Raw genomic sequence first — 22,820 nt, 5'->3', positions numbered from 1 at the left:
CCGGCCGCCGCGCGTCTTGCCGCCGCGCTGTAACAGAAATGCAACGGCAAACCGGTCTAATCCCGGCCGACCCTGACCCCGGACCTACGGAGAGACTCGATCGTGAGAGCACCCCTCGCCTTTCTGGCTTGCGCCGCCCTGCTGGGCGTTCACCTGAGCCTCAGCGCCGTCGCGCAGCAGACCCAGCGAGTCGCCGCCTTCGACAATGCCACCGTACAGCCTGCGGGGGTGCGCCCGGGTGATGCGGGAAGACGGTTCTTCAACATCGAGGGCAGCGCTAACGGCGACTTCGCCAGCTTCGCGGTCGCGGACTTCGATCTCGGTGTGATCACCAGCAAGGTCATCGACGTCACGGAGCTAACGTTGCTGATCACTCAGAGCAACGCAGGCTTCACCACCGACGGCGCGTACGCGGTGTACCGCACGGACGAGACCGGTGTCAGCATCCAGGAATCGGATTCTCCCCTCACCTATCAAGGCGGTGACGGGATTGGCAGCGTCGACCCTCTGCTGACCAATCTCACGCTGCTCGCCACCGTCGACTTCGTGGAGCAGGCCGACGGCGCCCAAGACGTGGCGACGCTCGATCTGGCGCCGATCGCAGCCACGCTGGTGGAGGCGATCAACGCCGGTGAGCCCTTGCGCCTCGTGTTCGCGCCGGAAGCACCCACCGTGGCGGCCACCTACGCCGGTCAGGGCAACAGCGACGGTCCACCGCCCACGCTCGAGGTGACCTTCCTCGCGGACGAGGACCCCCTTGCGGTGTACGACATCCAGGGGCCCGGCCACCGCTCCCCGGTCGAGGGGCAGACGGTCACGACGGGCGGCATCGTGACGGCCGCTGGCACCTTCGATGCCATCGGCGATGCGGATCTACAAGGTTTCTTCCTGCAAGACGCCACCGGCGATGGCGATCTCGCCACCTCCGATGCGGTGTTCGTGGCGAGCGCCGCCAGCGTCGCCGTCGGCGATGAGGTGTCGGTCACCGGCGTCGTGGAGGAAACCGGCTTTCCCCGCGAGCTCACCTACACGCGGATCGGTTCGCCGTCAGCCCCGGCAGCAGTTGTCGTCCTGTCCAGCGGCAACGCGCTGCCTGCCCCAGTGGTGTTGGGTCAGAGCGGTCGCGCCTTGCCGAACGAGGTGATCGACGACGATAACTTCGGTGAGCTGCCCGAGCTTGGCGATTTCGATCCCCTGAGCGACGGCCTCGACTTCTTCGAGTCCCTGGAAGCCATGCGGGTGACGGTGGAAGACGCCATCGCCGTGAGCGCCACCAATCGCTTTGGCGAGATCTTCGCCGTCAGCAACGTCGGCATGAGCGCGACCGGCTTCAGCGCACGAGGCACTTTGAACATCAGTCCCGACGACTTCAATCCGGAGAAGATCCAGCTTGACCCGGGGCGCACGTCCGACGATCCAGCCCTCATCGACCTGCCGGTGGTGGATACGGGCGAGCTCCTCGGCAATGTCACCGGCGTGGTTGGCTACGATTTCGGCAACTTCCAGGTGCAGCCCACCGAGCCGGTAGCAGCTACCCCCGCCGGCCTGGAGCCCGAGATGACTGCGCTGCAGGGTGACGATCGCACCATGACCGTGGCCTCCTACAACGTGCTCAACCTCGATCCGAACGACGCGGACGACAACGCGGATCAGGACGTCGCCAACGGGCGCTTCGACGCCATCGCCGGCCACATCGTCAGCGCCCTGGGAATCCCGGATGTCATCGGCTTGCAGGAAGTGCAGGACAACAACGGCACGGTCGATGACGGCACCGTTGCCGCGGACCAGACCCTACAGTTGCTCGCCGATCGCATCGTCGCCGCCGGCGGCCCGACCTACGCCTTTATCGACAACCCCTTCATCATCGACGGCAACAGCGGGGGCGCGCCCGGTGGCAACATCCGCACCGCCTACTTGTCCAACCCGTCCCGCGTCGAGCTGATCGAGGGGTCGGTGCGCACCGTCGATGACCGCGACGCCTTCGCGGGCGCGCGCTTGCCGCTGATTGCCTCCTTCGCCTTCAACGCAGGCGAGGTCACGATCGTCAACAACCACTTTTCCTCCAAGGGTGGGTCCGCACCGATCTTCGGTACCGAGCAGCCCTTCGAAGCGCTGCAGGAAGATCCCGACGTCAACGGATCTCTGGATTCGCGTCAGCGCCAGTCGCGTGAGGTGCAGGGCTTCGTCTCCGCTGCGTTGGCGCAGGATCCCGAGGCCGCGATCGTGGTGCTGGGTGATCTCAACGAGTTCGAGTTCATCTCCGCAGTGCTGGAGTTTGCGGCGGTGGGCCTTCAGAACCTCACCGATCTGCTCGACGAGAACGAGCGCTACACCTTCAATTTTCAGGGTAACTCCCAATCCCTGGATCATGTCCTCGTGAGCGATGTGCTGGCGCCGCAGGCGCGTGTCGATGCGGTGCACGTCAACAGCGAGTTCGCCGACCTCGCCACCCGCGCCAGTGATCATGACCCGGTAGTGGCGGCTTTCCCCGTTGGGGTCGACAGCGACCTATCACTGGCCTTCGCCGGTGCGGCGATCGGCGCAGGTGCCGACTTCGACCCGCAAGCGGGACGCTTCGTCTTCACCCCTGGGGTTCCGGGCTTGGCCCGCCTGACGCTCAGCGTCACCAACGGTGGCGACGAGGCATCCGGCGTCTACTTCCTGCAGTGTGCTTCGGGCGAGGCGCCAGGGGCTCTCAGCATTCGCCGTGTGCGCGGGGCGCGTCGCGCCGGATTCCGGCCAGCGGATGTGAGCATCGACAACGCCGGGAACCCCCGGGTGCAAATCGGGAGCGATGGATCCCCTAGCGTCATCGGTGTGCCAGCCGGTGAAGCACGGCAGGTGCTGGTGGAGTTCGTGGGGACGGGTACGGGCTTCGATACCCTGAGCTGCTCGCTAGCCGAACAGGATGCCCAGGGCGCGCGCTTCCGCGAAGTGGGCGCCATTCAGGTGGAGGTGGACAACCAGCCGTAGGCGCACGCGCGGTGTATGGTTCGAAGTAAGCTATAGGCCTCGCGATCCACGGAACCAGGCACAGGGAGTCACTGCTATGACCCACGAGGAACGGAATTCGCATCTCTTCGCACCGGGGCCCAAGCGCATCCTGGCGCTCGACGGCGGCGGCATCCGCGGCATGCTGAGCCTGCAGTTTCTCGCACGCTTGGAGGAGATGGTCAGGGACCGGAGCGGGCGCCGGGACGCCACGCTCTCGGACTACTTCGATCTCATCGGCGGTACCTCCACCGGTGCGATCATCGCCACCGGCCTCGCGCTGGGATGGGAAGTGAGCCAGCTCTCGCAGATGTACCAGGTGTTCGGCGGCGCGGTGTTCGATAGCAAGTTCTTCCGCCGCGGACTGTTTCGACCGAAGTTCAGCGAGAAGGTGCTGGAGCAGCAGCTCGAGGCGAATTTCGGCGACGCCACCCTCGGCGGTACTGAGTTGAAGACTGGCCTGGCCGTGGTGATGAAGCGCCTCGACACGGGCAGTCCCTGGGTGGTGCACAACAACCCGCGCGGCAAGTACTACGAGGCGCGCCCGGGCAGCACCGCGACGCCGAACAAGGACTTTCTCCTGCGCGATGTGGTGCGTGCCAGCACCGCCGCGCCCACCTATTTCAAGCCGGAACCGCTGACCGTCGGCGCCGGCCAGGTGGGGGCCTTCGTGGATGGCGGCGTGAGCCCGCACAACAACCCCGCCCTGCAGCTGTTGATGCTCGCCACGGTCCGCGGCTACGGGTTGCAATGGCCGACCGGTCCTGAGCAGTTGCTGCTTGTGTCTGTGGGCACCGGCGGTTTCGAGACGGCAATGGATGCGGAGAAGGCGGTCAAGGCCGTTGCCGTGGCGAATGGCATCCAATCCCTCTCCGCCCTGATGGACGACGCCGCGTCCCTGAACGAGACGCTGCTGCAGTGGATGTCACGCAGTGACACGGCGCGTCAGATCGATCGCGAGATCGGCTCGTTGGAGAACGACTTTTTGGGTGGCGCGCCCCTGTTGACCTATCAGCGTTATCAAGCGTGGTTGGAGAAGGACTGGCTGAAGCGAGAGCTCGGTATGGAGCTCAGCGTCAAGGAGTTGGACGCGCTCGGCAAGATGGACAAGCCGGAAAACCTCGATCGGCTAGCGGAGGTCGGTCAGGCGGCGGCCGCGAGGTTGGTGGAATCGCGTCACCTGCCAGCGGTGTTCGATATCGCGTGAGGAAGTCCCCGTACGCCGCGATGCGAATCCTAGGCGTATCGGTCGGCATGCTGCTCTTGAGCGCATGCCAGCTGGCGCCGAGCACCGAGTCGGCGCCGACCACGGCGTACCCGTTGGATCCGGCGATCGACGGGCGACGCCCCGCAAAGGCACTCCTGGACTGCCTGACCCCCGTGCAGGTGGAGTACGTCGATTTCGATGGCGCTCGCCGCGACGGCGTCATCATCGTCAACCGCGACTTCGCCGAGGGGGTGCGCCAGATCTTCGCGGCGCTGGCTGATCTGGAATTCCCCATCGAGCGCATCGAACCGGTTTCCGCCTACGGCTGGGACGACGAACGCTCGATGCAGGCCAACAACACCTCGGGCTACAACTACCGCAACGTGACCGGTGCTGGGCGCCTCTCGGCCCACGCGATCGGGTGCGCGATCGATGTGAACCCCCGCTACAACCCCTACGTGTTCCCGGCGGACGACGTGCTCGATAGCTTGGTGCAACAGGGCAAGGCCGACGCTGACGGCGAGGTCTTCCCGGAATACCGATCGGAGGCGTTTCACTTCCGCGAAGACGGCGCCCTGGACCTCACCCGCGTGGGCGCCATTCACCCGCGCAACGGCTCCTACACTCGGGACTACGCGGCGCAACCGGGCACGGTGATCGCGGGCACCCCCCTCGGCGATGCCGTCATCGACATCTTCGCCGAGCACGGCTGGACCGTGTGGGGCGGTGCGTGGAATTCCGTCCGCGACTGGCAGCACTTCCAGGTGCCCGGGTGTCTGCGAAAGGCGCAACTCGCGCCCGGCGAACGCTACTGTGAGCCTTGAGGCTAGGGGCTGGCGGAATAGGCGTGGACGCTCCCCAACGTGAGCGTGAACGGGCCATCGCGCTTGTCGTAGATCATCAAGCCCATGCCGCTGATCTTCGCCGTTGCGAGCGACGGCCCTCGCAGGCGTGCCCCTCGGAACTGGGGAATGAAGGCCGAGAAGGGCACGTCCACGGTGGTCCACTCGTCGGCGACGGTGTCGAAGTCCGCCCAGTAGCCCACCGGGCGACCGTAGACCCGCGCGTCGGTGGTCAGGCGCCAGGTGTAGCGGCGCCCATCGCCGTACACCCTGAGCCGCAGGCCGGCGTAGGCGGACAGGTCGAGCGTCAGCGGGCCGCTGCGGATGGAGCTGAAGCCGCCGCCGTTGGTGTTGGTGGCTCCGGTGAACAGGAGCGAGCCTTGCTTGGTCTCAAAGCCGCCCTGGCTGCGCCCGCCCATGACGTTGTCGTTGACCACGTACCAGGCGAGATCGGCGCTCTCGGCGGTGAAGTCTGTAATGAGCCGGTCATCAGCCATAGCGTTTCCCAGGGCGCAGCAGAGCGTGAGTACGGTGATCGCGGGCACCCGCCAGCGCCTCCGCCCAGGCGTACGCGGCGATCGGGCCCAGGCGTGGGCGTTGCAGTGAGCTGGGCGTCGCTGGGTCGGGGTATCCATCCGCGCATCTTATCGGGTCTCGGGCGGCGCTCGGTGTGGTGGCGACCCGGGGCGAGGGCCGGGACAGCGTGTGGCGCCCCAGCAGTGCCTATGGCATGCTCGCGGCCCGAGCACTGCAGCAAGACTACCGCCATGGCGCCCGCGCCGTTTCCACCCAGAGACAGACCCTCGCGCTTGCAGGCATCCCTGCTCGTCGCCTTCGTGCTGCTCGCAGGGGTGGCGCTCGCGGGGCATAGCGCCGAGCACGCCCTCGGCGACGAGCTCACCCATCACGATTGCGCCCTCTGCGAGCACCTCGAGTCTGCCGGCGACGCCGCGCCTGCGCCTGCCTGGTTTAGCCCGCATCCCACCGGCCAACACGTCACGATCCCGAACGCCCGTGTAGTCCGCGTCTCTTCTGACGATCGTCGTTTCCAGCAAGCGAGGGCACCGCCCCTCACCCGCCTGCGCTAGCGTCATCGCCGCGTGAGTGCTGTTGCGTTCACGCCTCCCTGCGGTGGTCCCAGCGCCATGTGAGCGACGATCTCGGCCGCTCCTCGTCTTCCCCGGTTGGGCGGATGCCTGGCGTGTCGAGCCGAACCTACACCGATCCTTAAGCAGACGGAGCCAATCCGCCACCGTCGATCCGGACGCGGTGTGCTTCCAGATCAGAAGAGACTAGTTTAATGAAGACGACTACTTGCAGCGCCACGCTCCATCAGCGTGCAGCCTCGATGGCGCTCGTGGCCATCGCGAGCCTCCCCGCCTTTGCCCAGAGTGCCGACGAGCAGACCCTCGAAGAGGTCTTCGTGGTGGGTGACCGCCGCGCCTACCAGGGCAACATCGAGCCCCTGGAGAATCCGACGTCCGTGCAGATCATCGATCTGGAAGTGCTGCGGGATGTCGGTGCTCTGAACCTGAACGACGCCCTGGACCTCTCCGCCGCCGTCGCGCGCCAGAACAACTTCGGCGGCCTGTGGAACAGCTTCTCGATCCGCGGCTTCAGCGGCGACATCAACCTGCCCAGCGGCTTCCTGGTGAACGGCTTCAACGCCGGCCGCGGCTTCGCCGGCCCGCGCGACGTCGTCGGCATCCAGGCCGTCGAGGTGCTGAAGGGCCCCCGTGCCGCCCTGTTCGGGCGGGGTGAGCCGGGCGGTACGGTCAACCTCATCACGAAGCGGCCGGAGTTCAGAACGGGCGGTGACCTGCGCTTCACCGTCGGTCGCTGGGAGCAACTGCGCTTCGAAGGTGACTACCAAAGCACCCTCGGCGCTGATGAGCAGGTCGGCTTCCGCCTGGTCGGCTTCTTGGAAGATGCTGAGAGCTTCCGCGAGACGGTGGAGACCCAGCGCTTCGGCCTCTATCCGTCGTTCACCTGGAACATCACCGACAACACGCGCTTTACCTACGAGCTTGAGTACACCAACCAGGAGATACCCTTCGATCGCGGCGTCGCCTTCACGGAGGAGTTCGGCTTCACGCCGCGCGAGACCTTCGCGGGCGAGCCGGGTGATGGTCCCATCGAGACGGAGGTGGTCGGTCACCAGGTGGAGTTGCAGCACAACTTCTCCGATAGCTGGAGCGTGCTCGCCGGTTTCGGTCGCCGTGACACCTCCTTCGAGGGTGATGCGTCCGAGACCAACTTCGAAGGTCGCCAGACCCTGTTCCTCGACGGGGAGACCGTGTCACGCTTCTTCCGTCGCCGTGACTTCGACTCGGACTACACCGTGTTCCGCGCGGAGATCGCCGGCGAGTTCAACACCAACCAGCTGCGCCACCGCCTCCTCGTCGGCGCGGACTACGACCGCTTCAACAACAGCCTCAACATCCTGCGCTTCCGCCCCGGCTTCTTCGGGGCGGACACGGACATCAATACGCTGGACCCGGCCGAGTACCTTTTCCTCGACGTGTTCGACCCCGTCTACGGTCAGTTCCCCCAGCCGGTGCCGGGACCGAACACCGATCGCGAAGAGACGCTCGAGGGTTTCGGCTTCTACCTCCAGGATCAGATCGATCTGACGGAAAACTTCCAGGTGCGCCTGGGCCTGCGCTTCGATGACTTCGAGCAGGACCTGACCAACCTGCGGGCTGATCCGGTGAGCACCGTGACGTCTGAGGACAGCCGCGTGTCGCCGCAGTTCGGCGCCGTCTACCGGATTAACGATGGCACCAGCATCTACGCCTCCTACGGCGAGGGCTTCCGCCAGCAGACGGGCTCCGACTTCCAGGGCAACCAGTTCGATCCCAACCTCACCGAGTCGGCCGAGGTGGGCTTCAAGGCCGATCTGGGGCACTACTTCGATGGCATCACCGGCGATGTCACCTTCACCCTGTTCCAGGTGGACCAGAGCAACATCCTCGTCAACGACGACCGACCGGAAGCGGTGGCTGCAGGGTTCTTCTCGCGCGCAGCCGGTGAAGCGCGAAGCCAAGGTATCGAGATCGACGCTGCGCTCAGCACGGACAGCGGCTTCAACTTCTGGCTGTCCTACGCCTACGTCGACGCGGAGTTCACCACCAGCGCCCCGGACGCAGACTTCGGCGCGCCGATCGAAGAGGGCGACCCGCTGATCAACGCGCCCGAGCATCAGCTGAACGTGCAGGCTAGCCAGAGCATTCGCGTGGGTAGCGCGGAGGCGCAGTTCGGTGCAGGCGTGCTCTTCACCGGCGAGCGTCTCGGCTTCACGGGATTCGACTTCTTCCTGCCCAGCTACACGACGGCCCGCGTCTTCGGTCAGATCTCCCTCGACAACGGCTTCGCGATCCGCCTCGACGTGGACAACGTGTTCGACGAGGTGTTCTACACCAACTCCTTCGCCGATGTCTGGGTGGAGCCCGGTGCACCGCGTCGCTACCGTCTCACGGCCGCCTACTCGTTCTAACGGAGCGGCCGGGCCTCGGCGTTCGCCAGAGCGGACGCCGAGGCCAACACCCCGCTATGAGTAACACGACTCAAGCCCCCTCGGCACGCATCGCCTCTATCGACATCATGCGCGGCGTGGTCATCATGCTGATGATGCTCGACCACGTGCGCGAACGTTTCTACATGCACGTGCGCACGGGCGATCCGATCTACGACACGATCGATCCCGACCTCTTCTTCACCCGCCTGCTCACGCACTTCTGCGCCCCGGTATTCATCTTCCTGGCCGGCGTGTCCGCGTGGTTGTACGCGCACCCGGGCGAGGAGCGCTATCGGTCGCCGACCCTGTTCCTGCTCAAGCGTGGCCTCGTGGTCGTGCTCATCGAGGTGGTGCTCTATCGCCTGCTGTGGATCGACAGCTACCCCACCTACCTCTTTCTCCAGGTGCTGTTCGCCATCGGCGTCTGCATGATCGCCTTGGGTCTAGCTGTGTACCTGCCCTATCGGGTGATGGGGGCGCTCGGGCTACTCATCGTCTTTGGTCACAATGCCCTGGAGCCGCTGCAGTTCCAGCCGGGCGAGTGGCTCTACCCCCTGTGGACCGTGCTGCACGACGGGGGCGAAGTCATGGAGATCGCCGGCCTCACGGTCAGCCTCTCCTACCCCGTGTTGCCGTGGTTCGGCGTTATCTTGCTGGGTTACGTTGCTGGGCCGCTCTACGCCGAGTCCGAGGCGTCACCGACCCGGCGCAAGGCGCTGGTGACGATCGGGGTGACATGCCTGGCGCTGCTCCTCGTGCTGCGCGGTTTCAACCTCTATGGCGAGACCTTGCCCTGGGAGCCTAAGGAGACGTGGCTCCGCACCGTCATGTCTTTCGTTAACTACACGAAGTACCCACCGTCCCTGGACTACCTATTGCTCACCCTAGGGGTAGCGCTGCTGGCCTTGGCTGGCCTCGAGGCGGTGCGCAAGCCGAGCAAGCTGCTGGAGGCGATCAGGGCCTTCGGTTCGGTACCGATGTTTCTCTACGTGGTGCACCTGTACGTGCTGCTGGCGGCGTACTGGGTGCTGTTCGCGATCTTCGGCGCCAATCATGGCGAGCGCTTCGGCTTGAACAGCGTGGCGTGGATTTGGGTGGGCACGATCGCCCTGGTGCTCGCGCACTATCCCCTGGCGAGGGGGTTCGCCGCGTACAAGCATCGGGAGAAGCGCAACAAGCCCTGGCTGAGCTACTTCTAGCGTGACAGGGCGCTAGCGCCCGAGGTTTTAGCCGAGGCGGTCTGCGGTCAGCTCACGCACGGCGTAGTCCACCGCTCTCACGGTGAGCGCCATCATGGTGAGCGAGGGGTTCTGGGTGGCGATGGAGCAGAAGCTCGCCCCGTCTGTGCAGAACAGGTTGTCGATGCCGTGGGCCTGATTCCAGCGGTTGAACGCTGAGCTCGCCGGGTCGTCGCCCATGCGCGCGGTGCCCGTCTCGTGCACGCCGGTGCCCAGGGGGTTGCTCGCGATGTGGCTCTTGACGTCTTCGTAGCCGGCGGCGCGCATGAGCGCCTCCCCGGTCTGCGCCGCATGTTCCATCATCGCGTGCTCGTTGGGTGACCAGGCGCAGCTGATGTGCAGCTGGGGGATGCCCCATTTGTCCTTGAGGGTGGGATGCAGGGCCACCTGGTTGTCGGCGCGGGGCAGGGTCTCGCCCTGGCTGTACAGCTGCATGCGCCACGGCCCTGGTTGGCCGAGGCGAGCCTTGAACGTCTCCCCGAAGCCGGCCTCCTGGCCACGCATCTTCCACCCCTCGCGGTAGCTACCGCCGGTGAGGAGGTAGCCGCGCGCGAAGCCCTTGGCGTAGCGCTTCGGTTCGAAGTGGATGTTCGGCAGCACGATGCCACCGGGGCGCCGGCCGGCGTAGTACTCCTCCTCGTAGCCAGGAATGCGGGCGCTGATGGACGCGTTGTAGTTGTGATCCATCAGGAATCGACCGACCACACCGGACCGGTTGGCGAGTCCCTGGGGGTAGTGGCGGTTAGCGGAGTTGAGGAGCAGTTGCGTCGACCCTAGCGTCGAGGCGCAGAGGAACACGAGGCGACCGTGGTATTCACGCGCCTGCAGGGTCTGCTCGTCGATCACGCGGACCCCGCGTACGCGGCGCTGCCCATGGTCGTAGATCAGGCTGTGGACCACGCTGTGGGGGGCGATGTGCAGGCGGGCGGTGGCGAGGGCGGCGGGCAGCGTGGCGCTCTGGGTGGAGAAGTACGCTCCGAAGGAACACCCGTGGCCGCACTGGTTGCGCGCCTGGCAGGCGGACCGGCCGAGGGCTGTCTGCTCCTCGGTCGGCTCGGTGAGGTTGGCGATCCGACTCATGATGACGTGGCGCTCAGGGAACTTCGCACGCACCCGGTCCCGGAAGGTCAGCTCGGGTTGGGTCATCTCGAAGGGGGGCTGGCAGACGCTGTCCGGCAGGTGATCCAGGCCGTCCGCGGCGCCGCTGATGCCGACGAAGCGCTCGACGTAGGCGTACCAGGGGGCGAGCTCCTCGTAGGTGATCGGCCAGGCAGTGCCGTGCCCATCGGTCGCGTTAGCCGCGAAGTCATGGGCGGACCAGCGATAGCATTGGCGCGCCCACATGAGCGACTTGCCGCCGAGCTGGTTGCCGCGAATCCACCGAAACTTGCGGTCCGCCGGGGTACTGTAGGGGAGGTCGCGGTCGTTGCCGTAGAAATGGCGCGTGGTCTCGCTGAAGGCGTAGTTCTGGCTTTGCACGGCGTAGTCGCGATCGATCCTGGCGCGGGTCACCTTGCCGCGCTCAGGCAGGGACCACGGCGGGACGCCCTCGCCAGGGTAGTCGCGCCGGTGCTCGACGACGCGGCCGCGTTCCACGAGCAGTGTTTTCAGCCCTCGCTCGCAGAGTTCCTTCGCCGCCCAGCCGCCGGTCATGCCCGAGCCGATCACGATCGCGTCGAAGACCTCCTCGCTATCGCCGATGAGTGCGTCCTGGAGCTTCATTCGAACCACGCCTTGCCGACGCTGGCGTAGGGCACGGAGCCCCGGTAAGCGCCCGGCAGCGGGTCGTAGGCCAGCAGTTGGGTGGCACCGGCCTCCGAGGTGCAATAGGCGAACACGAGGAGCGATTTCAGGAACTGCCACGCGTCCCGGTGCGTCGACCCGAAGGGCGATGCCCCTTGCTCCATACGTTGCATCAGGGCCGCCTGCTGGGGGGCGGTCAGGCGGTGGAAGGACGCTTCGCCGTAAGCCTCGTCCGCCGCCCCGCGCAGCTGCTGCAGCAGGCGGATCACCTGTTGCTGGCGCAGGGGCGGATGGCATCGGGCCAGGAGGCGATCGACGACGCCGTGGGCGTCGACGTCGGCGGCGCCCGGCGTGTCGGTGGTGGGAATGAGCTGGGCGGCGACGGCGCCGAGGTCCGCCAGGGGCTCGCGGTCGAGCAGTTCGCCAGCTGAGGTGGCCTCACCCGAACGAGCCGTGTCGGCGAGGGCTATCGCCAGCGCCGATTCGCCCCCTAAGGCGGCGAGCGACAGGCCCGCGGCGGCGCTGGCGGCCGCCAGCAACGAGCGACGTGCTGGGTTCACGGCCGCTCGCGCCGCTGGTCGGAGGACTCGCCCTTTGGCGCCGCCTGGCGCAGGGTGAGGCGGCCGAAGACGTCGGCGTCGATGTAGCCCAGGTTGCGGTCGCCGTTCACCGCCTCGATCTCCACATCGCCCATGAAGTGTTGGCGGCCGTTCGCATCATCGGCGTCGCAGTAGGCCACCATGAAGCCGATCTCCTTGCCGGCGCGCAGGGTCACGGGCTCGAGGGGGGCTGCGTCATCGGTGAATCGATGGAGTCGCAGCTTCACCTCCCAATAGAGTGGATAGGGCGGTGTGGCGCTGCGTTGCCAGCGTGCGGTCACGTGCGAGGGCAGTCTCACGACGATCGGTTCGCCGCGCGCGCGTTCTGCCTCGGTGCGGAAGGGGCCGATGTCCACCACCTGGTTATCGAGGCCGATGTGGTAGGCGAAGGCGCTGTGGTTGAACTGGTGGATGCCCCCGCTCGCGTCCTCGTCGACGAAGATCTCCAACGTGTCATCGTTCCAGTAGCTTTCGTACGGGCTCGCGTGGGCGTCGACCAGCACGTCGTCGGTGATCTCCGCGAGCAGGTACAGGTAGTGCGCGTCCCAGGTGACGCGGTAGCGCGCGCTGAAGTCATCGGTCGTGGGGACGGCGCCGAGGATGCTGAAGTCGAGGGCGTACCACGGCGCGGCGGCCCAAGCGCTGTCGTCGGGAACGCCATCGATCACCGGGGGCTCGTCGGTGAAGGTCGCGACGCGTTCCGCGTGGGCAAGGGGCATCGCGATGGCCAGGGCGAACAGGAAGGTGGTGGTCTTCATGGTGCTGAATTCCCCTCATGCAGGTGGTGGAGGGCGTGCAGGCACGCGTCGGCCTGGTCGGCCGTCGTGAGTGCCGGGTCGATGGGGATGACGTCGGGTTCGCCGTCCGTGGGTTGGAAGGCGTTGAACTGGCTGCGCAGGAGGGAGGCGGCCATGAAGTGGCCCTGGCGTGCCTCCAGGCGAGCGGTCAGCAGCTCGAAGCTGCCTTCCAGCAACACGAACGCACTGGACTGTCCCTGCATGCGCAGGGCCGCGCGATGGTGGCGTCGCAGCCCGCTGTGGGCGAGCACCAACGGCTCCCCCGCGTCAGCTGCGGCGGCGAGGCGCGCGCAGACGGCGCGCATCCACGGGGCGCGATCGGTGTCGGTCAGGGGGATGCCGGCGTTGAGCTTGCGCCGGTTTTCGGGCGGATGCAGGTCGTCGGCATCGAGCATGGGGCGCTGCAGGCGATGGGCCAGCTCGATGGCGAGGGTCGTCTTGCCCGCACCGCTCACGCCGATGACCACGATCAGATCCGGTAGCTCAGCCATGACCAGAGGGCAGCCTGACCTGCACGCGGTGGCGGTGGCCGGGGCGCACGCGCAGGACGCCGTCGGGCGGTAGTGGGCCATCCTCTGTGCTTACCTCGGTCGCACTGACATTCGCATCGCGCTCGTAGTGCACGTCCACCGTCGCGTCGCGGAAGGGTCGCTCGATCCGCGCCTGCGCCCATTCGGATGGCAGGGAGGGCGCGATGCGCAGGCCGTCTTCGCATCCGCGCAGGCCGAAGAGGTCTTCGATGATGATGCGGTAGAGCCAGCTGGCCGCACCGGTGTGAAAGAGCTGACTCGAGCGCCCCGCCGTGCGCGGGAGCTGGTGAACGGCGCCACGGTAGTAGTTGGGCACGAACACCGGCAGCTGCTCGCGCCGGGACGCATCGCCTTCGGTCGGGAGCATCTTCTGCAGCTCAGCGTAGGCGAGATCGGCACGGTTGATCTTGTACAGCGCGCGAATGAAGAACGCCGCCGCGTGGTTGTAGATGCTGCCGTTCTCGGCCGTGCCGGGATGCTTCTGGGTGACGCGGCCGATGTCCTCATGCATCCGCGTGTAGGCGGGTGCGAGGATCATCATGCCGTAGGGCGAGGCAAGTTCGCGCTGGGCGGCCTCGATCACGTGCGCCGCCTGATCCTCGCTGGCGATGCCGGCGAGGATGGCCCAGCTCTGGGGGTTGAGGAAGAGTCGGCCTTCCTCATCACGCGCGGTGCCGAATGTGCGGCCCTGATCCGTGATGCCGCGGGCGAACCACTGGCCGTCCCACAGATGCCTTTGCACCGCCTCCGCCATGCGCTGCGCATGGGTGCGCATCTCGTTTGCGAGGGCTTCATCGCCGTGCGCATTGGCGACGGTGCTCCAGGCGCGCAAGGCCGCTACGGTGGCCATCGACAGCCAGCCGGAGACGCCGATGCCAGCCGGGCCGACCATGTTCATAGGGTCGCACCAGTCGCCCTGGGCGATCAGGCTGAGGCCACGGTGGTCGCAGTTATCCATGAGCCATCGCATGGCCAGGGTGACTCGCTCGAACACGGTGGCTGACCGGCCGCGCGCGTCCTCGATCGGCGTGTCGAGCAGGGCGGTGTCGCCGCTCTCGTCGAGGTAGGCCCGCAGGGTGAAGGGCAGCCACACGCAGTAGTCCGTGTGGGGCACGCGGTTGATGTACTTGAGCTGCGCGTCACGGGTCATGGTGACGCCGGCGGGCAGGTTGCCGTCCTCGAGCTGCTGGGACAGGGTGCGCGCGATGGCCTCGGCGCCCTTGGCGGGGGCGAGGAAGCACATGCCCATGGCGTCCTGCAGGTAGTTGCGGGTTTGCGGGTCCGTGGTGAAGCGGTGCATTTCACCGTGGTAGCGCACCTGACGGGCCAGCCAATGGTTGACGAAGTTGTCGAGCTCGCCGTTCGGCGTGTGCAGGCGAGCGCTGGCGATCTCCTCGGCAGCTGCGTGGCCCGTGGGCGCTCGCACTTGGCCTAGATGGCGCTGACCGAGGCGCCGCACTTCGTCCTCGTCGACCGCGGGACCGAACAAGAACTTTAGGGTGAGTCTCTCACCCGGCGCGAGCGTGCGACGATACTGCAAGACGGCGATCGGCGACTCGTAGGCCGCATCGCCGTTGGCCAGGCGCGCCGCGGTGATGCCCTGCGGTGCGCCGATGCCGCCCTCGCCCTCGAAGGCCTCGCGAGAGGCTTCCCAGGAGTCGGGCGGCGTGTCGTGCAGGAGGAAGGTCATGTCCTTGAGCTGGCGAATCGCCGGGTAGTCCTCGAGCTTCTGGTACGGCGTGACGGACCGCGCCAGGATGCCGCCGAGGTCGCCGTCGTAGGCGGCCGCCTGACTCATCCAGCTCATGTAGCCGATCGAGAACATCGGGTACAGGCTGAGCTGGCGCGTGCGCTCCCCCGTGTTGCGCACCTCCAGCTGCCAGATCTCTACCGCGTCGTCCGGCGGGAGCTGCACGGACCAGCGCGTGTCGATGTCCCGTTCCCGGTTGTCCCACCACACGTCCTTGTCACCTGCGGAGAAGCAGAAGGAGGCGGTGGGGTGACGCACGGGCTCATGGGGGACCGAGTAGAGGTGCTCGTCCGCCTCGTCCTTGATGTACACGAAGCGACCCGGGTGATGCGCGTGGTGCGGCAGCTCCGGTTGCATGAAGGTCTTGGCCTCCAGCGACGGTCCATGGGAGTACTTGGCGGGTTCGGGTTGGGCGTGCTGAGCCGTGACGAACCCGCGGCAGTTCAGCTGTAGGATCAACTTGCGATTCCACAGGAAGGTGGTCGCTCGCGGCATGGTGAGCGGCGAGTGCAACATCACGCGCCCGGTGTTGGGGTTATGCGTGATCAAGCTGGGTATCCCGCTGTTCTAGCTCGCCCTGAATCTGCGCGAGTTTGGTGCCGCTGAGGCTGTAGCTGGCGGTCACCACCACGGCCACCAGGGCGAAGAGGCCGGGGATCGCCGTTTGGAGCAGCGCGATGCCGTTTCTCGAGGCGTCGTCCTGGGCCGTGTTGGCCGCGTAGCCGATGGCGGCCAGCATCCAGAGCATGCTCGCGGTGCCTAAGGATCCGCCTAGCTTCTGCGAAAAGGTCGCGGCGGAGAAGGTCATCGCGGTGGCGCGCCGGCCCCTTCTCCACTCGTTGTAGTCGGCGGTATCGGCGTACATGGACCAGGTGAGCGGCGACTTAGGCCCGAGGGCCAGGCTGATCAGGATGTTGAAGGTGAAGATCAGCCAGATCATGTCGCGGGGTACGAAGTAAAAGGCGATCGAGAGCACGCCGACGAGGAGCATGAGGCCCATGAGCAGCTTCGCCTTGTCCACGTAGCGGGTCAGCACCGGGGCCGACAGGGCGCCGCAGGCGTAGGCGAGCATCTGCCACAGGAGGTAGTCGGGCAGCAGCTCCGGGCGCTCGAGGTAGTAGTGGAAATAGTAGTAGGCCGATCCGCCGCGCATGGTGATCGTCATCATGATGATCATGGCGAGGGCGAACAGGATCAGCCACGGGCGGTTGTCGAGGAGATCCCCGATGTCTTGCCGGGCGCTGGCCTGCTGCGCGGGCGGCGGCGCGATGCGCTCACGGGTGCTCAGAAACGTGACGGCAAAGATCACTGCCGCCACCGCGCCGTAGAGCATCATCGTGCGCTGCCAGCCGAGCGTTGCGTCACCGGCGCCGAGGGCGTCCACCAGCGGCAGGGTGCACTTGCCCACCAGGGCGCTGCCCGCGAAGGCGAAGAGAAAGCGCACGCTGATCAGGGTGGTGCGCTCTTCGCTGCGGGCGGTCATGACGCCGGAGAGCGCCGAGTACGGCGTGCTCAGCACGGTGTAGGCCAGCATCATCACCGAGTAGGTGGCGTAGGCCCAGATCAGCTTGCCGGTGCTATCGAGGGTGGGCGTGGTGAAGGTCAGGACGGCGGCCCCCGCCATGGGAACGGCGGCGAACAGCAGGTAGGGGCGGAACTTCCCCCAGCGCGATCGCGTGCGGTCCGCCACGGCGCCCATGAGCGGGTCGGTGAACGCATCCACGATCTTGGTGACGAAGAGCATGGTGCCGGCGGCGGCCGCGCTGATGCCGAACACGTCCGTGTAGAAGGCCGCGAGGAACGATCCGATGGTGGCCCAGTAGAGGTTGAAGCCGAAGTCGCCGACGCCGTAGCCGAGCTTCTCGCGCCAGGCGAGGGTGACTTGCCGCGACGGGACGTCGGCCGCGCCGCTCACCGCTGGAGTCCGTCCTCGACGGGTGCGGGACCGGTGGACTCGCGCACGATGATCTGCGAGTTCATCGTGCGCTGCCCGTCGTCCTCGGGCTCGCCGCCGCGCAGGCGACGGATCAACAGCTCGCCCGCCAGGCAGGCCATCTCCTGCAGGGGTTGGCGCACGGTGGTGAGCGAGGGGTAGAGCTGACTTGCCAGCGGAATGTCATCGAAGCCGGCGAGGGAGATGTCCTCGGGGATCGACAGGCCCGCCTCGTGGGCGGCGCGCATCACACCCGAGGCCATGTGGTCGTTGGCGCAGAAGATCGCCGTGGGGCGACGCTTGCGACCGAGCAGCTTACGCCCGCACTCGAGGCCCGACGCCGCCGTGTTGTCGCCGCGCATGACCATGCGCGAGTCGATGCGGAGATCGCAGGCGCGCAGGCCGTCCAGGAAGCCGTCGTAGCGGCTCGCCATCGCCAGGTGATCCGGATGGGCCTGCACGAAGGCGATGCGCTCGTGGCCGAGGTCAGCGAGGTGCTTGACCACGCCGGCGCTCACCTCACGGTCGTTGGTGCCGACGGTCCACCCGGATGCCGTGGGCGAGGCGGGGGAGATGATGACGTTGGGCGCGTCGATCTCATCCATCAGCTCCATCACCGCTGGCAAGTCGGAGATGGGTGGGATCAACAACAAGCCGTCGACGCGTGGCGATTCGATCAGGTAGCGCAGTTCCCCCATCAGCGCCGGGTCAGTGTAGGCGCAGGGGTGGATGAGCAAATCGTAGTGTTCGCTGCGACAGGCCTGGAGGGCGCCGTTCTGAATGCTCGTGATGTAGCTGGAGTTGGCGTTGTAGATCAGCCCGAGGAGGTAGGTCTTGCGACCGGCCAGCATCCGCCCCGGGGAGTTCGGGCGATACTGCAGGAGGGTCATCGCCTCGCGGATGCGATCGCGGGTTTCCGAGCGTACGGTCGCCTCGCCGTTGAGCACGCGCGAGACCGTCTTTGTCGACACGCCGGCCAATGAGGCAACATCGGTAATCGTCGCCTTGCGAGGGCGTTTGCGTTCACCGTTTTGACGACCGTCCACGTGCATCTCCGATCAAATGACAGCGCACGACACTATGCCAGAGTCACCGTGTTGCCGCGATCATGCGGCGCGGCGCGAGCGTGCCTTGGCAGGCGCGACGGGGTAGGGCTCATGGCTTATGGTGACTGCGCTCGAGTCGGTCATTGGGCTACCAGAACACCCCGTAGAGCCCGACGAGAATCAACACCACGAAGGCGGATCCCAAGGCGTAGGCCGGTGCCGTGGTGAAGGTCACGCCGGCGAGATGGATCGCCCCGGCGTCCTTCTTCTCCCGGGGCTGGCCAAGCAGCACCATGATCGCCAGGCAGGCCAGAAAGACGTAGAGCACGCGATCCATGAACGGCACCTGGGGCAGCCAGATCTTGCCCAGCAGCGACAGCGCCAGGGACGAGACGGCGCTGGCGAGGGCGCCGGTGCTGGTCGCTCGCGGCCAGAACATGCCGAGCAGGAAGATCGCGCAGATGCCAGGCGTGAAGAACCCCGTGAACTCCTGGATGTACTGGAAGGCTTGAGGGAAGTTCCCGAGCAGCGGTTGTGCCACCAGCAAGGCAGTTAGCAGAGCGATAAGGCTGGCGCCACGGCCGACCTGCACCAGGGTGCCCTCGCTCACTGCATCGCGCCGCAGGGCGCGGAAGATGTCGAGGGTAAAGATGGTGGCGATGGAGTTCATCATCGAGCCCAGGGACGACACGATGGCCGCCACCAGCGCGGCGAAGATCAGTCCGCGGATGCCGCTCGGGGCCAATCCCATCAGCGTGGGGTAGGCAGCGTCGGGACGGGTCACCTGCCAGCCACTGGGGTCGTCCTGGGCGAGCACGAACATGGCGATGCCGGGCACCACGATGATCAGCGGCATCAGCAGCTTCAGGAAGGCCGCAAAGACGATGCCCTGCTGGGCCTCGCGCAGGTCCTTGGCGGCGAGGGCTCGCTGGATGATGTACTGATTGAAGCCCCAGTAGGAGATGTTCATCATCCACATGCCGCCGATGAGCACGCCGAGCCCCGGCAGGTTCATGTACTCGGGGTTGTCGCGGCTCAAGATCATGTCGAACTTCTCGGGCGCCGCCTCGCCGAGGCGCGCGAGGCCAGTCCACCATCCGGCGCCGGCCGAGACCTCGTTCAGCGCCAGGTAGGTGAGCAACAGGCCACCGCCCACCAGCAGCACCACCTGCACGATGTCGGTGAGCGCGACCGCCTTGAGGCCGCCGTAGAGCGAGTACGCGACGGCGAGCAACGCCAACAGCACGAGGCCTACCGTGGGTGCCGTGCCCGTGAGGGTGGAGATGGCGGTGGCGCCGAGCCACAGGATCGAGGTGAGGTTGACGAAGGTGTAGAGCCCGAGCCAGAAGATCGACATGACGAACTTCAGGCGTGCGTCGAAGCGCTGTTCCAGGAACTGGGGCATCGTGTGAATGCCACGGGCGAGGAAGATCGGCAGCACGTACTTGCCGACCAGCAGCAAGGTGGCGGCGGCCATCCACTCGTAGGAGGAGATCGCCAAGCCCACCACGTAGCCCGAGCCGGACATGCCGATGATCTGCTCGGCGGAGATGTTGGCGGCGATCAGCGAAGCGCCGACCGCCCACCAGGGCAGGGCCCGGCCCGCGAGGAAGTAATCCTCGCTGTTCTTGCGTTCGCCCGCGGGCTGGCGCGACACCAGGGTGGCGAGAGTGATCAAGCCAATCACGTACAGGGCGACGACCGTGAGGTCGAGAGTGCTCAGAACCATTGTTCGCTACCGCTCCGTGGCCGCGGCCACACTCGGGGTGGGGCACTCGAGGGCGCCTTCCACCGGGGCCAGGGTCGCTTCGTGCAGACCTAACGCCATCGCGCTCTCCGTGTGAATCTGCAACGGCGAACTCACCGCCTGCGCTTGCTCGTCGCTGAGGGCGAAGCAGCGCAGGGGCACCAGCAGCGTGGTCCAGCCTTCGGACTTCGCCGGGAGCAGCGATGCCAGCGACAGCGCCTTGCCACACGGGGTCTGGCAGCCTAAGGAGAGGGTGGCGTCGGCCGCGGTGGCGGATGTCTCGAGCACGAGCTTCAGCGCCATGTCGCCGTTGATGGCCCGTCGCAGGTCCACCGTATGGCCCTCCAGCCGCGCCACGGCATTGGCGTCACCGCCGGTCCAGATGAGTTGGACGGCATCTTCCTGGGCGAGATGGTCGCGTCGGGTCAAGCGTAGGATATCGTTAGGTGATTGCACGCGATGACCGATCGCCGTGGTGCTGCCGCTCGCGTCGTAGAGTTCGAGGTACCACGGGGCCACGGTCGACCCGCGCACCATGAACTCGCGTCCCGCGTCGAGCTGCTCGATGCGCTCGCCGTCGGTCTCCTCGAGCCTCGGCACGGTCACCTCATCGGCGAGGGCGAGGCCGTAGCCGAAGGCGAACAGCGGCGCGTAGGGGGTGTCCCCGCGGTTGAGGTTCGTTTGCCACGGCGTGGCTGGCCAGGAGAAGGAGAGCTTGCCGCTGAAGTCCGTGGGCGAGGAGGCGAGCAGCAGATCAGCGATGCCGCCGCCCTCCGTGCCCGGCAGCCAGGCGGCGACGAAGGCATCGCTCGCGTTCAGGTGCGGGTTCACCCAGAGCGGGCGACCGGAGAGGAACACGCTCACGGTGGGGATGCCCGCCGCCTGCAGTCGCGAGAGTTGCCCGTGCATGTCGCGCTTGTCGATGTAAGCGACGTGGCGGCGGTCGCCCTGGAACTCGGCGTAGGGATCCTCGCCGTACACCACGATGGCGACGTCGGGCTTGCCCTCATAGGTGCCGTCGCCACTCAACTGCGCGGTGCCCCCCGCCGCGGTGACCGCCTCGGCGATGCCTTCCCAGATCGTCTGCCCGTTCGGGAAGTGTTCGCGCGTGTTGCCCGTGCCCTGCCACGACAGGGTCCACCCGCCGGTCTGCTGCTGCATGTCGTCGGCGCCCGGGCCCAGCACCAGCACGTGGCCGTCGGCCGCGATCGGCAGCACGCTCTCGTTGTTCTTCAGCAGGACGGCCGAGCGCTGCACCGCCTCGCGCGCGATGGCGCGGTGCGCGGCGCTGCCGAGCAACCCATCGGCGCCCGCGAAGAGGCGTGCCGAGGGGCGGGGCGCCTCGAACAGGCCGGCGCGCAGCTTGACGCGCAGGATGCGGCGCACCGCATCTTCCAGGCGCGCCGCCGTGATGTCGCCCTCGCGCACGTTGCGCAAGGTGTTGTGGTAGAGGGCGCGCCAGCTGTTGGGCGCCATGAACATGTCGATGCCCGCCATGATCGCTTGCGGGCATTCCTGGGGGCCGCACCCGGGCACTTGCGCGTGGGCGTTCCAGTCGCCCACCACGAAGCCGTCGAAGCCCATGTGTTCCTTGAGCACCGTGGTGAGCAGGTAGCGCGATCCGTGCACCTTGCAGCCTTGCCAGCTGGAGAAGGACGCCATGATGATCTCCGCCCCGGCCTCGAGGGCGGGCGGATACCCGGCGCCGTGGATGCGCGCGAGCTCGTCTTCGCTGGCCTTGGCATCGCCCTGGTCGGCGCCCTCGTGGGTGCCCCCGTCGCCGATGAAGTGCTTGGCGGTGGCGAGGACGCGTCCGCGCTGCAGACGCCTCGGGTCGTCGAGGGCGCCCTGCAGGCCTTCGATCATGGCGCCGGCGTAGGCGGCGACGACGCCAGGGTCCTCCGAATAGCTCTCATAGGTGCGGCCCCAGCGGTCGTCGCGGGCCACCGCAAGCGTGGGGGCGAAGCTCCACTCCTGGCCGGTGACGACGATCTCCAAGGCCGTGGCCTCGCCGATGCGGCGAATCAACGCCGGTGCGCGCGCAGCGCCGAGGCCGATGTTGTGCGGGAACACCGTGCCGCCGACGACGTTGTTGTGGCCGTGGACGGCATCGGTGCCCCACAAGAGGGGAATCACCGGGAGGCGATCGTCGCGCGTGGTGGTGGCGGCGGCGTAGAACTCATCCGCGAGGGCCAGCCACTGCGCCGCCGATGCCCGTACATCGTTCTGCGGCGCCGAGTTGCCGCCGTTCAAGATGGCGCCGAGGCGGTACTCGCGAAGGTCGGACGGGGTGATCGATCCGATGTCGGCCTGGATGAGCTGGCCGACCTTGTCTTCCAAGGACATCCGGGCGAGCAGGGCGTCCACCCGCGCTTCCAGCGCAGGGTCGGGCGCACGCGCGTGCGCCGGGATGGGCCAGCGCTCAATGTCCCGGACACTCAGCTCGTCGTTCGCCAGGTCAGGATCGCAAGCGAGCATCGCGGATGCCGCTAGTAACGGCAGTGAGGAGATAGCCATCGGCGCGTCCGTTCCCCGTGTTCTGTGTTCTCGATTCGCGCTGAGCACACCGCGTCGGCGCATGGAGAGCCTCCCAGATCGCCAGCGAGCTTGTCAATCCATGTCAGCGGGAGACAATTGTCTTGGACGGATTCTGAAAACCGACGCAGATTCTCCGGTGTATTGCGTTCAGAAGATCTTGTGAAGTCATATTTTTCAGTAGCTTATGGCTGGGCGAAGCGGTATTCGCTTAGTTGCAGTGCAAGATGACAGCGTAAGTCTTTTTTGGTCACCATGCGTTCGGGGTGGCGGACTCGTCGGCCCGTGTAATCACTTTTGAGGGTCGGGAGTGCCGTCGTGTGGGCGGCCTCGCAACCGGCAGGG

16 protein-coding genes are annotated in these 22,820 nt (G+C 66.7%); 6 read left to right on the top strand and 10 right to left on the bottom strand.

The annotated features are described in order from the left end of the window. The first annotated feature begins 102 nt into the window (after nucleotides 1-102). The 3 genes from AAF184_11565 (at nucleotide 103) to AAF184_11555 (ending at nucleotide 5,022) form a co-directional block, all read left to right on the top strand. The gene (locus tag AAF184_11565) at nucleotides 103-2,973 is read left to right on the top strand and encodes an endonuclease/exonuclease/phosphatase family protein (protein MEO0422968.1); all 2,871 of its coding nucleotides are present in this window, start codon (nucleotides 103-105) and stop codon (nucleotides 2,971-2,973) included. A 76-nt stretch (nucleotides 2,974-3,049) separates the two neighbouring features. Continuing rightward, complete coding sequence (locus AAF184_11560; protein ID MEO0422967.1) at nucleotides 3,050-4,198, top strand: patatin-like phospholipase family protein; 1,149 nt, start codon at nucleotides 3,050-3,052, stop codon at nucleotides 4,196-4,198. Then, nucleotides 4,195-5,022, top strand: a complete 828-nt coding sequence (locus AAF184_11555; protein MEO0422966.1) for a M15 family metallopeptidase — start codon at nucleotides 4,195-4,197, stop codon at nucleotides 5,020-5,022. The genes AAF184_11560 and AAF184_11555 overlap by 4 nt, the downstream gene beginning before the upstream one ends. Before the next feature lie 2 nt (nucleotides 5,023-5,024). Here the strand turns inward: AAF184_11555 and AAF184_11550 are convergent, their stop codons facing one another. Then, entirely contained in the window at nucleotides 5,025-5,537 is a 513-nt protein-coding gene (locus AAF184_11550) for a CIA30 family protein (protein ID MEO0422965.1), read from the bottom strand. Between the two features lie 312 nt (nucleotides 5,538-5,849). Here AAF184_11550 and AAF184_11545 point away from each other — a divergent pair, with 312 nt between their 5' ends. From AAF184_11545 to AAF184_11535, 3 genes are all read left to right on the top strand, one after another. Next, nucleotides 5,850-6,128 carry a hypothetical protein gene (locus AAF184_11545; GenBank protein ID MEO0422964.1) on the top strand — a complete coding sequence of 93 codons (279 nt, stop codon included), beginning with the start codon at nucleotides 5,850-5,852 and terminating at the stop codon, nucleotides 6,126-6,128. 212 nt (nucleotides 6,129-6,340) lie between these two features. After that, complete coding sequence (locus tag AAF184_11540; protein MEO0422963.1) at nucleotides 6,341-8,536, top strand: TonB-dependent siderophore receptor; 2,196 nt, start codon at nucleotides 6,341-6,343, stop codon at nucleotides 8,534-8,536. Nucleotides 8,537-8,592: 56 nt separating this feature from the next. After that, nucleotides 8,593-9,756, top strand: coding sequence for a heparan-alpha-glucosaminide N-acetyltransferase domain-containing protein (locus tag AAF184_11535; GenBank protein ID MEO0422962.1), 1,164 nt, complete (start codon nucleotides 8,593-8,595; stop codon nucleotides 9,754-9,756). 27 nt (nucleotides 9,757-9,783) lie between these two features. On the opposite strand, the gene AAF184_11530 is transcribed toward AAF184_11535, so the two are convergent. The 9 genes from AAF184_11530 to AAF184_11490 all read right to left on the bottom strand — a co-directional run bounded on the left by AAF184_11530 (nucleotide 9,784) and on the right by AAF184_11490 (nucleotide 22,457). Further along, nucleotides 9,784-11,517 carry a GMC family oxidoreductase gene (locus AAF184_11530; protein ID MEO0422961.1) on the bottom strand — a complete coding sequence of 578 codons (1,734 nt, stop codon included), beginning with the start codon at nucleotides 11,515-11,517 and terminating at the stop codon, nucleotides 9,784-9,786. Continuing rightward, on the bottom strand, nucleotides 11,514-12,098 hold the full coding sequence (locus tag AAF184_11525) for a gluconate 2-dehydrogenase subunit 3 family protein (protein MEO0422960.1): 585 nt from the start codon (nucleotides 12,096-12,098) through the stop codon (nucleotides 11,514-11,516). Before AAF184_11525 ends, AAF184_11530 begins: the two co-directional genes overlap by 4 nt. Beyond that, nucleotides 12,095-12,895, bottom strand: coding sequence for a CBM9 family sugar-binding protein (locus AAF184_11520; GenBank protein MEO0422959.1), 801 nt, complete (start codon nucleotides 12,893-12,895; stop codon nucleotides 12,095-12,097). Before AAF184_11520 ends, AAF184_11525 begins: the two co-directional genes overlap by 4 nt. Continuing rightward, nucleotides 12,892-13,425, bottom strand: coding sequence for a gluconokinase, GntK/IdnK-type (locus tag AAF184_11515; protein ID MEO0422958.1), 534 nt, complete (start codon nucleotides 13,423-13,425; stop codon nucleotides 12,892-12,894). Before AAF184_11515 ends, AAF184_11520 begins: the two co-directional genes overlap by 4 nt. Next, a complete protein-coding gene (locus tag AAF184_11510) occupies nucleotides 13,418-15,763 on the bottom strand; it encodes a hypothetical protein (GenBank protein MEO0422957.1) in 2,346 nt (781 codons plus the stop codon). The genes AAF184_11515 and AAF184_11510 overlap by 8 nt, the downstream gene beginning before the upstream one ends. After that, on the bottom strand, nucleotides 15,750-17,129 hold the full coding sequence (locus AAF184_11505) for an MFS transporter (protein MEO0422956.1): 1,380 nt from the start codon (nucleotides 17,127-17,129) through the stop codon (nucleotides 15,750-15,752). The genes AAF184_11510 and AAF184_11505 overlap by 14 nt, the downstream gene beginning before the upstream one ends. Then, on the bottom strand, nucleotides 17,126-18,193 hold the full coding sequence (locus AAF184_11500) for a LacI family DNA-binding transcriptional regulator (protein ID MEO0422955.1): 1,068 nt from the start codon (nucleotides 18,191-18,193) through the stop codon (nucleotides 17,126-17,128). Before AAF184_11500 ends, AAF184_11505 begins: the two co-directional genes overlap by 4 nt. Before the next feature lie 148 nt (nucleotides 18,194-18,341). Then, nucleotides 18,342-19,922 (bottom strand): sodium/solute symporter, encoded by a 1,581-nt coding sequence (locus tag AAF184_11495; protein MEO0422954.1) that lies wholly within the window; start codon nucleotides 19,920-19,922, stop codon nucleotides 18,342-18,344. A gap of 6 nt (nucleotides 19,923-19,928) precedes the next feature. After that, the gene (locus AAF184_11490; protein ID MEO0422953.1) at nucleotides 19,929-22,457 is read right to left on the bottom strand and encodes a glycoside hydrolase family 3 N-terminal domain-containing protein; all 2,529 of its coding nucleotides are present in this window, start codon (nucleotides 22,455-22,457) and stop codon (nucleotides 19,929-19,931) included. Between the last annotated feature and the right edge of the window lie 363 nt (nucleotides 22,458-22,820).

This window comes from Pseudomonadota bacterium (genome assembly GCA_039815145.1).
In the GTDB taxonomy this organism is placed as follows: domain Bacteria; phylum Pseudomonadota; class Gammaproteobacteria; order Steroidobacterales; family JBCBZW01; genus JBCBZW01.
Note: the sequence above shows the minus strand (reverse complement) of the source record. Positions and strands in the feature narration are given on the sequence as shown.